Annotated in this window: 10 protein-coding genes; 4 read left to right on the top strand and 6 right to left on the bottom strand. The window is 66.5% G+C overall.

Going from position 1 to position 13,891, the window contains the following annotated elements:
- The 4 genes from ACE3SS_RS08355 to ACE3SS_RS08340 all read right to left on the bottom strand — a co-directional run.
- A partial coding sequence (locus tag ACE3SS_RS08355) for an efflux RND transporter permease subunit (protein ID WP_374592825.1) occupies nucleotides 1-2,273 on the bottom strand: 2,273 nt, incomplete at its 3' end.
- Nucleotides 2,274-2,295: 22 nt separating this feature from the next.
- Nucleotides 2,296-3,450 carry an efflux RND transporter periplasmic adaptor subunit gene (locus ACE3SS_RS08350; protein ID WP_374592823.1) on the bottom strand — a complete coding sequence of 385 codons (1,155 nt, stop codon included), beginning with the start codon at nucleotides 3,448-3,450 and terminating at the stop codon, nucleotides 2,296-2,298.
- Complete coding sequence (locus ACE3SS_RS08345) at nucleotides 3,447-4,031, bottom strand: hypothetical protein (RefSeq protein WP_374592821.1); 585 nt, start codon at nucleotides 4,029-4,031, stop codon at nucleotides 3,447-3,449. Before ACE3SS_RS08345 ends, ACE3SS_RS08350 begins: the two co-directional genes overlap by 4 nt.
- Nucleotides 4,031-5,341: a TolC family protein gene (locus ACE3SS_RS08340; RefSeq protein WP_374592819.1), complete on the bottom strand. Its 1,311-nt coding sequence runs from the start codon at nucleotides 5,339-5,341 to the stop codon at nucleotides 4,031-4,033. Before ACE3SS_RS08340 ends, ACE3SS_RS08345 begins: the two co-directional genes overlap by 1 nt.
- A gap of 158 nt (nucleotides 5,342-5,499) precedes the next feature.
- On the opposite strand from ACE3SS_RS08340, the gene ACE3SS_RS08335 reads away from it, so the two are divergent.
- Nucleotides 5,500-6,183: a heavy metal response regulator transcription factor gene (locus tag ACE3SS_RS08335; protein WP_374592817.1), complete on the top strand. Its 684-nt coding sequence runs from the start codon at nucleotides 5,500-5,502 to the stop codon at nucleotides 6,181-6,183.
- Nucleotides 6,173-7,588 carry a heavy metal sensor histidine kinase gene (locus ACE3SS_RS08330; RefSeq protein ID WP_374592815.1) on the top strand — a complete coding sequence of 472 codons (1,416 nt, stop codon included), beginning with the start codon at nucleotides 6,173-6,175 and terminating at the stop codon, nucleotides 7,586-7,588. Before ACE3SS_RS08335 ends, ACE3SS_RS08330 begins: the two co-directional genes overlap by 11 nt.
- Here ACE3SS_RS08330 and ACE3SS_RS08325 read toward each other — a convergent pair.
- A complete protein-coding gene (locus ACE3SS_RS08325; RefSeq protein WP_374592813.1) occupies nucleotides 7,577-8,110 on the bottom strand; it encodes a hypothetical protein in 534 nt (177 codons plus the stop codon). The two genes, ACE3SS_RS08330 and ACE3SS_RS08325, sit on opposite strands and share 12 nt — an antisense overlap.
- A 147-nt stretch (nucleotides 8,111-8,257) precedes the next feature.
- Here ACE3SS_RS08325 and ACE3SS_RS08320 point away from each other — a divergent pair, with 147 nt between their 5' ends.
- A complete protein-coding gene (locus ACE3SS_RS08320; protein ID WP_374592811.1) occupies nucleotides 8,258-9,049 on the top strand; it encodes an SLATT domain-containing protein in 792 nt (263 codons plus the stop codon).
- 162 nt (nucleotides 9,050-9,211) lie between these two features.
- Here the strand turns inward: ACE3SS_RS08320 and ACE3SS_RS08315 are convergent, their stop codons facing one another.
- On the bottom strand, nucleotides 9,212-12,109 hold the full coding sequence (locus ACE3SS_RS08315; protein ID WP_374592809.1) for an Rne/Rng family ribonuclease: 2,898 nt from the start codon (nucleotides 12,107-12,109) through the stop codon (nucleotides 9,212-9,214).
- Nucleotides 12,110-12,915: 806 nt separating this feature from the next.
- Here ACE3SS_RS08315 and ACE3SS_RS08310 point away from each other — a divergent pair.
- Entirely contained in the window at nucleotides 12,916-13,890 is a 975-nt protein-coding gene (locus ACE3SS_RS08310; protein ID WP_374592807.1) for an RluA family pseudouridine synthase, read from the top strand.
- Nucleotide 13,891: the final 1 nt, after the last annotated feature.

Below are 13,891 nucleotides of genomic sequence, written 5' to 3'. Positions count from 1 at the left end.
CGGCGGTTGCCTTCCACCACTTGCGTGATGCGCTCGCCCTCGATCATGTCTTGCAGGCTGCGCAACAGCGCGCCGGGGGGCACGCCGAGTCGGGCAGCTTGACCGTAGTCGAGGCGGATCTTGATTTGCGGGATGAGCACCTGCTTCTCGATCTGCAGATCGGCCACGCCCGGCACGCGGCTCAGGCGTGTTTGCAGATCGGCGGCGAGGCTGCGCAGGGTGTCGAGGTCGTCGCCGTAGATCTTGAGGGCGATCTGGGCCCGCACGCCCGACAGCAGGTGGTCGAGCCGGTGCGAAATCGGCTGCCCGATGTTGGTGACGGCGGGCAGGCTGGCGAGGCGGCTGCGCAGGTCGGCCATGATCTCGTCGCGCGAGCGGGCCGAGGGCTTCAGATCGACTTCCAGATCCGCCGAATGCACCCCTTCGGCGTGTTCGTCGAGCTCGGCGCGGCCGGTGCGCCGCCCCACTTGCAGCACTTCTGGCACGCCGGCCACAAGTTGCTCGGCCAGGGTGCCGATGCGGTCGGACTCGGCCAGCGACGTGCCGGGGTTGAGCAGCAGGTTGATCGTCAAGGTGCCTTCGTTGAACGGCGGCAGGAAGGCGCGCGGCAGCCATGCCAGCGAGGCGGCGGCCACCAGCACGGCCGCCGCGGCGGCGCCCAGCAGCAGGCGGCTGCGCGAGAACGACCACTGCAGCAAGCGGGTGTCGGCGCTTTTTAGCCAGCGCACCAGCGGGCTGTCGCGGTGGGCTTGGGCGGGGCGCTCGAGCAGCTTGGGCAGCAGGTAGTAGGCGAGCACCGGGGTCAGCGTGATCGACACCACCATGCTGGCCAGGATCGACACGATGTAGGCCACGCCCAGCGGCGTGAACAGCCGGCCCTCGATGCCGGGCAGCACGAACAGCGGCACGAACACCAGCACGATGATCACGGTGGCGTAGACGATGGCCGAGCGCACTTCGAGCGTCGCCTGGGCGATCACTGTGAGTACGTTTTGGCTGCGGCCGGCGCGTTGCGCCTCTTGCAGGCGTCGCATCACGTTTTCAACCCCCACCACGGCGTCGTCCACCAGCTCGCCGATGGCGATGGCCAGGCCGCCCAGCGTCATCGTGTTGATGGTCAAGCCCAGGGCGTGAAACACCAGCGCGGTCACCAGCAGCGACAGCGGGATGGCCGTGAGCGAGATGACGGTGGTGCGAACGTTCAGCAAGAACAGGAACAGCACCACCGCCACCAGGATGGCGCCGTCGCGCAGGGCGTCTTCGACGTTGTTCACCGAGTGCTCGATGAAGTTGGCCTGCTTGAACAAGAACTGCGGCGCGGCCACGCCGTGGGGGCGCGAGCGGGCCAGCTCGGTCAACGCTTGTTCGACGGCGCGGGTCACGGTCACGCTGTCGGCGCCAGGCTGCTTTTGCACCGACAACACCACCGCCGGCTTGCCGTTGACGCTGGCATCGCCCCGCTTGGTGGCGGGGGCGAGTTGAACGTCGGCCACTTGCCGCAGCAGGATGGGTTGGCCTTGCCGCACCGTCACGACCAGGTCCTGCAGGTCTTCGAGGCGGTTGGTGCGGCCGATCTGCCGAATCAGGTATTCGCGGCCCTGCGCCTGCAAGAAGCCGCCGCTGGTGTTGGTGCCAAAGCCTTGCAGCGAGGCGACGAGTTGCTCGCGCGTCACACCGAGGGCTTGCAACTGCTCGGGGCGCAGCGCCACGCGGTATTGCCGCACTTCGCCACCCATCGGGATCACCTGCGCCACGCCGGGGATGGTCAGCAGACGCGGCCGCATCACCCAGTCGGCATATTCGCGCGCTTGCATCGGGCTCACCTGGGCGGGGTCGGCGGGCACGGCGATGAGCAGGATCTCGCCCATGATCGACGAGATCGGCCCCATCTGCGGCACCACGCCGGGCGGCAGTTGCTCGCGCACCAGGTTCAGGCGCTCGCTGACCTGCTGGCGGTTGCGGTAGATGTCGGTCCCCCAGTCGAATTCGACGTTGATGACCGACAAGCCCACGCCCGACACCGAACGCACGCGGGTCACGCCGGCCATGCCGTTCATGCTCGACTCGATGGGCAGCGACACCAGCTGCTCCACCTCTTCGGGCGCCATGCCGCCGGCTTCGGTGAGCAGGGTCACGGTGGGCTTGTTGAGGTCGGGGAACACATCGACGGGCATCTGCCGCACCGTCAGCAGGCCGAAAGCGACCAGCAGCATCGAGACGGCCGGCACGATCAGGCGCTGGCGCAGGCTGGTGTGGATGAGTGCGTCAAACATGCATCAGCTCGGTGGATGGGGCTCAGCGCACCTGGGCCAGCAGGCTGGCGCCTTGCGTCACCACCCGGTCACCGGCCTGCAGGCCCTCGGTGACGAGCACCGAGCGCGCATCCAGCGGGCGGGCACGAACCACGCGAGGGGCAAAGCGCTCGGGGGCGGTGTGCAGCCACACGATCGACTCGCCCGCCGCGTTGCGGTCCAGCGCGGCCAGGGGCAGGGCGGCGCCAGCCTGACGCTGCGCGCTCTGTGCCGTGACCTTGAGCGTCTGCCCCACCGCCACCGGCGCCGTGGCTTGGGTGACGCGAAACAGCAGCGGCAGCGCTTGCTCGCGCAACTGCCGTCCGCCGCCCAAGAATTGCAGTTGCAGCTCGCCGCCCGGCACGGCCGCACTGGCGCGGCCCAGGCCCTGCACCTGCGCCGCGTCGTAGGCCAGGGCTTCGACCACCAGTTGAGCGGGGTTCACGATGTCGAACAGTACGTCTTTGGCGTCCACCACCTGCCCGATCACGACGTTGGCGCTGGCCACGGTGCCGCTCACCGGGGCGATCAAGGCTTGCGGGGCCGACACGCTGGCGCCTACCGCGGCACGGCGCTTCTTGAGCGCGTCGCGCTCGACGCGGGCGGCTTCGATGTCCTTTTGCGGCACGGCGCCTTCGAGCTGCTCGTAGCGCGCCGCCTTGCGCTCGGCCACGGCGTATTGCGCATCCAGCTCGGCCAACGCGGCTTGCTGGTTGGCCTGGTCGATGGCCGACGCCGCCGGGCGCAGGTAGGCCAGCACCTGCCCCTTGCGCACCGCCTGCCCCAGCACCGGCAGCCCTTGCGGGCCGGGCTCGATGCGACCGGCCTGGGTGGCCTGCACCCGTCCGCCCGCGTTGGGGTCGGGCAGCACGCGGCCGTTGAACTCGAAGGTCACGGGGTGCTCTTGCAGTTGCGCCACTTGCGTCAGCACGCCCAGGCGATGCTGCACGGGCTTGGGCAGCCACACGCTGCCGTCGGGCTGGCGCTGCGGCCGGTCGGTGGATGCAACGTGAGCTGGCGACGCCGGAGCGTCGTCGTGAGGCTCGTCGCCATGGGCTTGGCTGGCTTGAACGCCGAGCACCAGGCTGAGGCTGGCAAGCAGGTGGGGGAGTCGATTGATCGGGGGTGGCATGAATAACGGCGAGAGTTGGCGGCTCATAGAGGACTCCGGCGCACACGACGCCACACGACGACACCCGCCCAGGTCAAAACGGCCAGTCCGCCTAGCGCGACCCACTGGTTGAAGATCGGCAGGCCGAACAGGCGGCCGGTGGGCGACGACGGCGATGCGGCGAGATCACCGGGTGTGACCAAGGTGGCTTCGAGCAGGTCGGCGTTGTCGTCAGCCTGTACCGAGATCGTCAGCGGGTGGCGCCCGGCTTCGGCAAAGGCCTGACCCGGCACGGTGTAGACGCCCGGCTCAACCGCTTTGGCCACCGCCTTTAACGGGCCGCTCTCGACCTCGACGGTGGCGTGGGTCACCGGGGCGTTGGTGTCGAAGCGGTCGAGATACAGCGTCAGTTGCGCGGGGCCGGTGCCCGCCGGGGTGAGCACGGCGACCAGCTCGAAGGCGTCGGTCTGCGCCTGCGCCCGGGGGGCGGACTCGGCGGTCGGGGTGGGCGACCCGTGAGCGTCGCCGTCGTGCGGCTCATCGCCGTGGGCGTGGGCCAGCGTTGCCAGCCCGAGGCAGGCCAGACCGAGCGCCGCCTGGCGGGCCGAGCGATGGAGGGTGCGGGGCATCACGGCAATCTTCCTTGAGCTTGGTGCAACCGCGACAAGGCCTGGTCGCGGCCAATTTCTTGGCGCTGCAGCCACACGGCAGCTTCTTGCGCGGCGGTGCGGGCGCGCAGCAGCGTGGGCAGGTCGACTTCGCCCAGCCCGAAGGCACGCTGGGCCAGATCCAGGTTGTCGGCGGTTGCGCGGCTGCGCTCGCGAGCCAGTTCGACTTGCCGGCGTGCGGCTTGCCAATCGGTCTGGGCCCGGGCTGCGTCCTGCTCGGTGCGGCGCTGCGCGGCGGCCCATTCGGCTTCGGCTTGCGCCAGCTCGGCGCGGGCGGCGGCGCCGCTCTGGCGCGTCCGCGCGTCGGACGACAGCGGGATCGTCAGCTTCACGCCCACGCCCTGGTCGTAGGGGGTGATGGCGTCGCCGCGCTGGTTGTTCCAGCGCAGCGCCAGCTCGGGGGCGTCGCGCCGGTTGGCGTCGACCCAGGCCAGTTGACTGCGCGCCACGTCGATGGAGGCTTGCAGGGCGCGCAGCTGGGGGTGGGGCGAGGGAACGATCGGCAGGGCAGTGGTGGACGGGTCGTCGTCTGCCATCTGGGTTTCAGGCGGCAGGGCGCCGGGGGGCGGCGCGCCGACCAGGGTCTGGTAAGCCTGTCGCGCCTGCTGCTCGGCGCGCTCGGCGTCCAGCGCGTCGGCGGCGGCTTGCAGGCGCTCGGTTTGCGCGAGGTTGGCGTCGAGCCGGGCCAGGTCGCCGGTCTTGTAGCGGCGCTGCACGGCTTGCTCGAGCTGCTCGGCCGACGCCAGGCGCTGCCGTGCCAGCTCGGCGGCGGCGCGGGTCGAGGCCACGGCCCACCAGGCCTCGCGCACGTCGGCGGCCAATTGCAGGCGCTGGGCGGCGGTGTGGGCATCCAGGGCTTCGGCGGTTCGTTGCGCCAGGGCTTGCCGCGCGGCCTGCTGGCCGGGCAGCCAGAGCGGGGTCGCCACCTCGACCTCCCACTCGCGGCGGCCGAGGTTGCTATTGAGGCGGTCGCTCAGGTGGCTCACCGATAGCGCCGCCGGCCCCGGCGTGAGGGCTCGGGCGCCGTCCAGCTCGGCTTGGGCCTGCGCCTGCCGATTGGGCGTTGCGGCGGCAGTTGGGGTCAAGGCCCACGCGGCATCCAGCGCTTGAGCCAGGGTCTGCGGGCCGGCGGGTGCTGCGGCGGTTTGCGAGCTGGCGATCTGCGCGGCCGCAGCCAGGGGTGCCATCGCCGTCAGCACCCAGGTCATGAGGTAGGTCGGGCCCCAGCTGCGAGGGCGGCGGGCAGGGGCGAAGGCAGCTTGATTCAGCATGCGCTGATCATCCGTGCCGGCGGCCAACACCCGTCTGACCGGCAGATGACAATGTTGTAATGTTTCAGCCATCGACCAGCCAGCCAGGCACTTCTACAGTCACCTGCCGTGACGACGCAGCGAGCTGTTCCGATGAGTCGACTGAGATGGAGTGAACGTTGAAACTGCTCGTTGTCGAGGACGAAACCAAGACGGGTGATTACCTCAAGCAGGGCTTGATCGAAGCCGGCTTCGTGGTGGACCTGGCTCGCACCGGGCTGGACGGCCATCACCAGGCCATGACCGAGGCCTACGACCTCATCTTGCTCGACGTGATGCTGCCCGATGTGGACGGCCTGCGCATCGTCCAGACGCTGCGGGCTGCTGGCAAGGCGACGCCGGTGCTGTTCCTGACGGCCCGCGATACCGTGGATGACCGCGTCAAGGGCTTGGAGGCCGGCGCCGACGACTACCTCGTCAAGCCTTTCGCGTTCGCCGAATTGCTGGCCCGCGTGCGGACCCTGCTGCGGCGCGGTGCCGCCCCGGTGCAGGCCGACCGGCTGCAGGTGGCCGACCTCACGCTCGATCTGCCCAAGCGCCGGGCCATGCGCGGTGGCGTCCGTATCAACCTCACCAACAAGGAATTCGCGTTGCTGGAGCTGCTGGTGCGCCGCCAAGGCGAGGTCTTGCCGCGTTCGCTGATCGCCTCGCAGGTGTGGGACATGAACTTCGACAGCGACACCAATGTCATCGACGTGGCCATCCGCCGCCTGCGCGCCAAGATCGACGACGCCTTCGAGCCCAAGTTGATCCACACCGTGCGCGGCATGGGCTACAGCGTGGAAGCGCCGGATGCTGCCTAGGGCCACGGGGCGTCGGCCCATCTCGCTGGCGCAGCGGCTCACGCTGTCGATCAGCCTGACGATTGCCGTGGTGCTGCTGGCGCTGGGGTGGGTGATCGAGCGCTCGATCGATCGGCACTTCGCGCAGCAAGACGCCGAAGAGCTGGAGGTGGTGGCGAACTCGGTGTATCACGTGTTGCACGACTCGCAACCGGGCGAGCGGGCCACCGAGTTGTCGCGCCGCCTGGCCGGGGCGGTGATCGGGCACCACGGCATGTACTACCGCGTGCTCGACCCGGCCGGTCAGACCCTGTACGGCACCCCGGGGCCGTCATTGACCGAGTTGATCGCCCACGGCGTGCTGGCCGACGGCGTGCGCGTGGCCGATCTGCACGCCTGGCAAGAGGGCGCGCAAACCTACCGCGGCGCGCTGGTGCGCTTGCAAGATACCGGCGCCAACGCGCCAGACTATCGGGTGGCCGTGGCCACCACCACGCATTTCCATGAGCACTTCCTGCAAGGCTTTCGGCGCACGCTGTGGGTGGCGACCGCCTTGGCTGCCTTGTTCACGGTGGCCGCCACGCGTTTCGCGGTGTACCGGGGCCATGCGCCGCTGCGCGACATCAGCACCCGCATCCGCGGCCTCTCGGCCAGCCAGCTGCACGTGCGCCTGAACCCCGCCGACGTGCCGATCGAATTGAACGACCTGACGCAGTCCTTCAACGCCATGCTGGAGCGCATCGAGCAAGACTTCCGGCGTCTGTCGAACTTTTCAGCCGATATCGCTCACGAGCTGCGCACGCCGGTCACCAACCTGGTCACGCAGACCCAGGTGCTGCTGTCCAAGGATCGCGGCGCTGACACCTACCGCGACGCGCTGTACTCCAACCTTGAAGAGTACGAACGCATGACCAAGATGATCGGCGACATGCTGTACCTGGCCCAAACCGACAACCATCTGATCAAGCCCGATCGCACCCCGGTCGATCTGGCATCCGAGGTGGCGGCCTTGTTCGAATATTTCGAGCCCTGGTCCGACGAGCGCGGCGTGCGTCTGCAGACGGTCGGGGCGATTGAGCCGATCGCAGGGGATCGGCTCATGCTGCGTCGCGCGCTGAGCAACCTGCTGTCCAACGCGATCCGCCACACGGCATCGGGCCTGGCGGTGACCGTGTCGCTGGAGCAATCGGCCGAGGGCACGGTGGTGCGCGTCGAGAACCCTGGTGACGACATCCCGCCGCAACACCTGCCGCATCTGTTCGACCGCTTCTACCGGGTCGACCCGTCGCGCCAGCGTTCGGGCGATGGGGCCGGGCTGGGCCTGGCCATCGTCAAGTCGATCGTGGACGCGCACGGTGGCAGCATCGACGTGCGTTCGTCCGGCGGGGTGATCTGCTTCGAGATGCGTTTGCCGTCATGCCTGTAGCGCCTGCAAATACGTGCGCAGCTGCTTCACGGACTGACGCTGCGCCTTGGCCGCGTCACGCTCGTATTGCTCCGTCGCCTGTGCGCGCAGCGCCAGGCCTTTTGCCAAAGCCGCCTGGTATCTCTCGATCGTGTAGGTGTTCTCGCTGCCGATGTAGATGTTCTTGATCTTCGGCGAGCTACCGACCCGTGGCAACAATACCGACAACTCCGCCACAGCAGCCCGCCCCGGGCGGTAACGGACGATGGGGCCGAAGATGCCCACGGGCAAGGCCGAATGCTTTCGGGGGCTGGCCTTCTGCCTCAGTGGCACGGGGGCCGGCGTGGTGGCCATGCGAGTCAGCAATTCTTTGGTCGCACGCTGCAGCGAGTCGCGCGGGTTGGCGGCGGGGCCGTCCGAGAAAAACTTGGTGCCCGCATAGCGCACTTGCCAGCCGTGCGTTGACTTGCTGTCGATGCGCTGAATACCTTGCGGGACTTGCAAGGCCTTGTGGCCCGGCAGCGAAATGGTGCGGAAGTTCATGGGGCAGAGGCTCGTGATGCGCTTGGTTTTGAAGTGGAAGCGGAAATAGGGTTCTACGAGTCTTGAAATTCTGGTGCAACCCGCCCCATACTGCCGGCCAAGTTCAATCGTTTAGCGGTCGATTTCTAGCCAAAGAGGTTTGCCAAGATGACAACCCAGCTCGCCAGTCACAACACACAATCCGATGGATTCTTGGCGTGGTTGCTCGCGAAAGGGCCAAGGGAGAGGGCAGTGAAGGACGCAGCAGACAAGTTGCTGATGAGCATGAACACCACGGCGAAGTGTCGCTACAACGCTTCGGTCCGATTGCAGCACAAGGCAAGATTCGCTTTTTTTACCACCACTTTCCTGGCGCTGGGGTTGGTGTTCATCCCGCTTATGCAGAACGCGGGGGTTCAGTTGGCCTTTCAGTCCAACGTCCTGAACATGATGCAGATTTTTCTGGCCGTGGCGGTGCTGGTGTTCTCGGTCATCATCGGCACGGCGCGCTATGAAGTCCGCGCAACCCAGCTCAACGAATGTGGAGACAAGCTCAAGGAGCTCATCCGCGAGTTGGACAAGGAACGCGAGCACCATCCGTATGGCGTGATTCCGCCCGATCGCCTGAACGACTTCCAGCAGCGCTACTCCGACATCGTTCGAGATGTCGAGAATCACACCCGCAACGACTATCGTTTTGCCACGCTCGAGATGGTGCGCGACTACTACGTTTCGGGCTTGCCGCGCATGAAGCTGTATTGGGCGGCTCACACCACGCGCTTGCTGAGTTTCGTGTTGCCGATCGCGCTGATGCTGATCGAGGTTCTTTTCGTCACCGACATGATGGGCGCCACGGAAGTGTTCACGCGATTCCTGACCGGGCGGGCGATTGGCGAGCACATCTCGGCGCCGGTTCAGCCGTCGGGGCTGTCGCGCGATATTCTGTTGCCCGCCCGATAAAGCTCGGGAGGCCGCATCGGGTTGCTGCCTTCGTTCGGGCCCGCCAATAAAAACGCCGCAAGATCCCTTGCGGCGTTATTGTTTCGACGTGTATTTCTGAACCGGAAAGAGCGCTCGAAGTCAAAAAAAGGGGAGGTCGATGGTCGGCCTCCCGTCCAGGCTTCACGCGCGGGGTGCGCTCTCGAAAGGCAACTGGACGCGGCTGAGGTCCTTGCGTGTCTCAACCAGCACCAAGGGTCCATCGTCGACCAGCGCCACGATCTTGCGTTCACGCGGAACGTGAACCGCGCGAGGTTCGCTGGCGACGGCCTCTTGAGCGACGCGGATCTTGTCCGCATCCGAGTTCACCCAAATCAGTCCGGCAGACTGCGCAATGGCGTCGAGGTCGGCCATCGGCAATTGATAGGGCTGAATCGATGGCGCCATGAACGCCGTGGGGGTGGTTTCGGCTGCAGCGGACGTGGGCTCGATCAACTCGGCGGCGGAGACCGGCTCAGCAGCGATACTGGCCGCCATCGAACCCGATTCATCGAATGGCGTGGTCTGCACTCGCTCGGCGAGAGCCGGTTCGGGCGTGACGACGTCATCAGCTGAGCCTTCAGCACGATCTCGGCGGTCGCGGCGATAACGATCGCGGCTGCGCCGGCGGCGGTTCGAGTCACGTGCTTCGCCGTTCTCGCCCGATTCTTCCTGCTCAGCCGTGGCGCCGTCTCCCATCGCGGGTTCGGTGGCTTCGGCTGCGTCAGCGGGCGCAGCGGCGGCCATGGGAGCTTCGTTGATCAACTCGGCGGTCGATGTTTCGGCTGCAGCCGTGGTGCCCTCGTTATCGCGCTCGCCGCGGCGACCACGGCGACGGCGACGGCGGCCACCCTCGCGCTCTTCGCTTTCACTTTCTGCCGAAGGGAAGTTCGGCACCGTGTCGACAAAGGCGTTTTGCGGTACCGCCTCTTGCGCAGCCAGCGCGGCGGTCTCGCGACGCTCCTCACGATTGCCGCGGCCTTCGCCACGCGGACGGCGCTCCTGGCGGTTATCAGCGCCGGTGCTGTTGTTGCCGCCTTGGCGACCTTCATTTCGATCTCCGCGCTCGCCGCGGCTTGAGCGCTCGCCTTGCGCAGACTTGGCGTCGGCTTGCCCTTCTGGGCGCTCGCCGCGTCGGCCATTGCGGCCTTCGCGGCTCTCGCCTCGCTCACCACCACGTTCACTACGCTCGCCTCGTTGACCGCGGCCACGTCGGTTGTTGCCGCCTCGCGTTTCGGCCGGGGCTGCGGGAGCGGCAGCGGGCTCAGCCTGGACGGGCGGCGTCGCTGTGGCGGCGGCTGCCGGCTCGGAGCTGAACAGGCGCTTGATCCAGCCAAAGAAGCCGCCGCTGGAGGGCTCGGCAGCCTGCAAAGCGGGCACATGTGCAACGGGTTGCGGCGCCGCGACTTCAGGCGCCGGCTTGGGCGGCGCCACGGGCGCGGGTTGATCGGGCAGCACGCCCTTGATCACCGGCTCCTGCTTGGGCTTGGTCTTTTCACGACGCGTGATGCCGACTTCGTCGTCGGACTCCTCGATCATCGTGTAGCTGGCCTGCAGGTTTTCGAGGCGCGGGTCGTCGTGGCGCAGGCGCTCGAGCTTGTAGTTCGGCGTCTCGAGATTCTTGTTCGGCACCAGCAGCACAGTCACACGCTGCTTGAGCTCGATCTTGGTGATCTCGGTGCGCTTTTCGTTGAGCAGGAAGGACGTGACCTCGACCGGCACCTGCACGTGCACGGCGGCGGTGTTGTCCTTCATGGACTCTTCTTGAATGATGCGCAGGATCTGCAGCGCGCTCGATTCGGTATCGCGGATGTGACCGGTGCCGTTGCAGCGCGGGCAGGTGATGTGCGAGCCTTCGGACAAGGCCGGGCGCAGGCGTTGGCGGCTCAGTTCGAGCAGGCCGAACTTGCTGATCGAGCTGATCTGCACGCGAGCGCGGTCGGAGCGCAGCGCGTCACGCAGGCGCTGTTCGACCTCGCGACGGTTCTTGCTCTCCTCCATGTCGATGAAGTCGACCACGATGAGGCCACCCAGGTCGCGCAGACGCATCTGGCGACCGATCTCGTCGGCCGCCTCGAGGTTGGTGCGCGTGGCGGTTTCTTCGATGTCGCCGCCACGTGTAGCGCGTGCCGAGTTCACGTCGACAGCGACCAGCGCTTCGGTGTGGTCGATCACGATGGCGCCGCCCGAGGGCAGCTGCACTGTGCGGGAGTAGGCCGACTCGATCTGGTGTTCGATCTGGAAGCGGCTGAACAGCGCGGCGTCGTCACGGTAGCGCTTCACGCGATTGGCCGTTTCGGGCATCACGTGGTTCATGAACTGCTTGGCCTGCTCGTAGATGTCGTCGGTGTCGATCAGGATCTCGCCGATGTCGGCGCTGAAGTAATCGCGGATCGCGCGGATGACGAGCGACGACTCCTGGTAGATCAGGAAGGCACCTTTACCGGCCGTGGAGGCTTCGTCGATCGCCGTCCAGAGCTTGAGCATGTAGTTCAAGTCCCACTGCAGCTCGGCGACCGAGCGACCGATGCCGGCGGTGCGGGCGATCAGGCTCATGCCCTTGGGGTAGTCGAGCTGGTCGAGGTTTTCCTTCAGCTCTTCGCGGTCTTCGCCCTCGATGCGACGGCTCACGCCACCGCCACGCGGGTTGTTGGGCATCAGGACCAGGTAACGGCCTGCCAGCGAGACGAAGGTCGTGAGTGCCGCGCCCTTGTTGCCGCGCTCTTCTTTCTCGACCTGGACGAGCAGTTCCTGGCCTTCCTTGATGACGTCCTGAATCTTGGCGTTGCGGACGTCAGCGCCTTCCTTGAAGTAACTGCGTGAAATTTCTTTGAAGGGCAGGAAGCCGTGGCGGTCTTCGCCGTAGTCGACGAAGCAGGCTTCAAGCGAAGGCTCGACGCGGGTGACGACGGCCTTGTAGATGTTGCCCTTGCGCTGTTCGCGCCCTTCGATTTCGGTTTCGAAGTCGATCAGCTTCTGTCCATCGACGATGGCCAGGCGACGCTCTTCGGGTTGCGTCGCATTGATCAGCATGCGTTTCATGTGTGCTCCAACAGTCGGCTGAGCCTGGGCTCGGCCGGTACGGTCAAAAACGCTCAGGCCATGGGCTAGAGCGGCTGTTTGGCCGATGCACGAGTCAACGCAAAAGAACCGAAGGAAATGCCCGAGGCTGCGCAGACCCGAGAGGGGTTACTGCTGCAGCGGGGCCACAAGCGTGGTTGTGGGAGCTTTGGATGGAGGGTAAGCACCCAGGCGATTTGCCTGAGGCGATTCAAGCGGGCCGCCATGCAAACCCAGCACCACGGCCCGGCGGTCGCGCGACATTCGCGCAGACATGACCGGGGCAGTGGTTGAAAGGTAGATGGAAGACCGAAACATCCGCGGATTCACTCGACGCGAGCGCAAGACCATGTAGTCAGAGAACGACCTCTTCGACACGAACTTGCGCCTTGAAAACCTTGAGTCGTGGTTCGTTCGACGCTGGCTCTGCCGCGCCACCGATCGCAGCCGCTGTGACACCTTGGGTCACAGCCTGAAGCGCTCTGGGGTGCGTTGCATCACCTCGATTTGTGAAAGCATCGCTCTCACGGCACCCGTTCCGTCTGCGAGGGGAGAGGTAAACTCCAGACAAATCAAACACTTACAGATGAAACGTGGTGCGACGCATTATAGGCGGTAAATCGGCTGGTCAAGCCCGGAAAAGGCCCGATGCCGCCCGCCAGGCGCCGGCCTCTCGCGCTGTCGTCAAAAAGCCTGGCAGCGTCGCTGGTCAGCTGCAGTCCCCTCGGGCACCTCAGGTGCCCATGCCGCCCCGCCACGCTGCGGAACCCGTTCACCCTGCCGCAGGTATGGCAACGGTGCGGCGCGTGATGATCGACGAAGGCTCGGCGGGGCAGCGGCTCGACAACTTCCTGATCAAGATCCTCAAGGGCGTGCCCAAGACCCACGTCTACCGGATCATCCGCAGCGGCGAGGTACGGGTGAACAAGGGCCGCGCCGCGGCCGACACGCGGCTGGAGATGGGCGATGAAGTGCGCGTGCCACCTGTGGTGCAGGCTGAGAAGGCGCAGCACGACACCACGCCGGCCCGCGAGTTCCCGGTGCTGTACGAAGACGACTGCTTGCTGGCCATCAACAAGCCGGCCGGGGTGGCGGTGCATGGCGGCAGCGGCGTGAGTTTCGGGGTGATCGAGCAATTGCGTCGCGCCCGGCCGCAAGCCAAGTTTCTTGAGCTGGTGCACCGACTCGACAAGGAAACGTCGGGCATCCTGCTGATCGCCAAGAAGCGCGCGGCGCTCATCGCTTTGCAGGATCAGTTTCGGGCGCGCCAGACCGGCAAGACTTACGCGGTGCTGGTCGAAGGCGCTTGGCCCAAGTCGAAGAAGGTGGTCGATGTCGCCCTGCACAAATTCCTGACACCCGAGGGTGAGCGGCGCGTGATGGCGGTGGCTGATGACAACGAAGACGGTCGGCGCTCGATCAGCCTGGTGCAGGTGGTGCAGGCCTTCGCCGAGCACAGCCTGCTCGACGTGACGATCAAGACCGGGCGCACGCACCAGATTCGCGTGCACATGGCCCACGAAGGGCATCCGATCGTGGGCGACGAGAAATACGGCGATTTCGCCCGCAACAAGGCGCTCGCGAAAGGCGAAGGCTGTGGTGGCGCGCAGGGCTTGCGGTTTGCACGCATGTTCCTGCATGCCCGCTACTTGCGTTTCGAGCATCCCGCCACACATGAAGCGATTGAGCTGACCGCACCGTTGCCGCCCGAATGCGCAACCCTGGTGGCGGCGCTTCATCATGCAATCCACGCGAAAGACTGAC

This window comes from Aquabacterium sp. (assembly GCF_041915145.1).
Classification (GTDB): domain Bacteria; phylum Pseudomonadota; class Gammaproteobacteria; order Burkholderiales; family Burkholderiaceae_C; genus Aquabacterium.
Note: the sequence above shows the minus strand (reverse complement) of the source record. Positions and strands in the feature narration are given on the sequence as shown.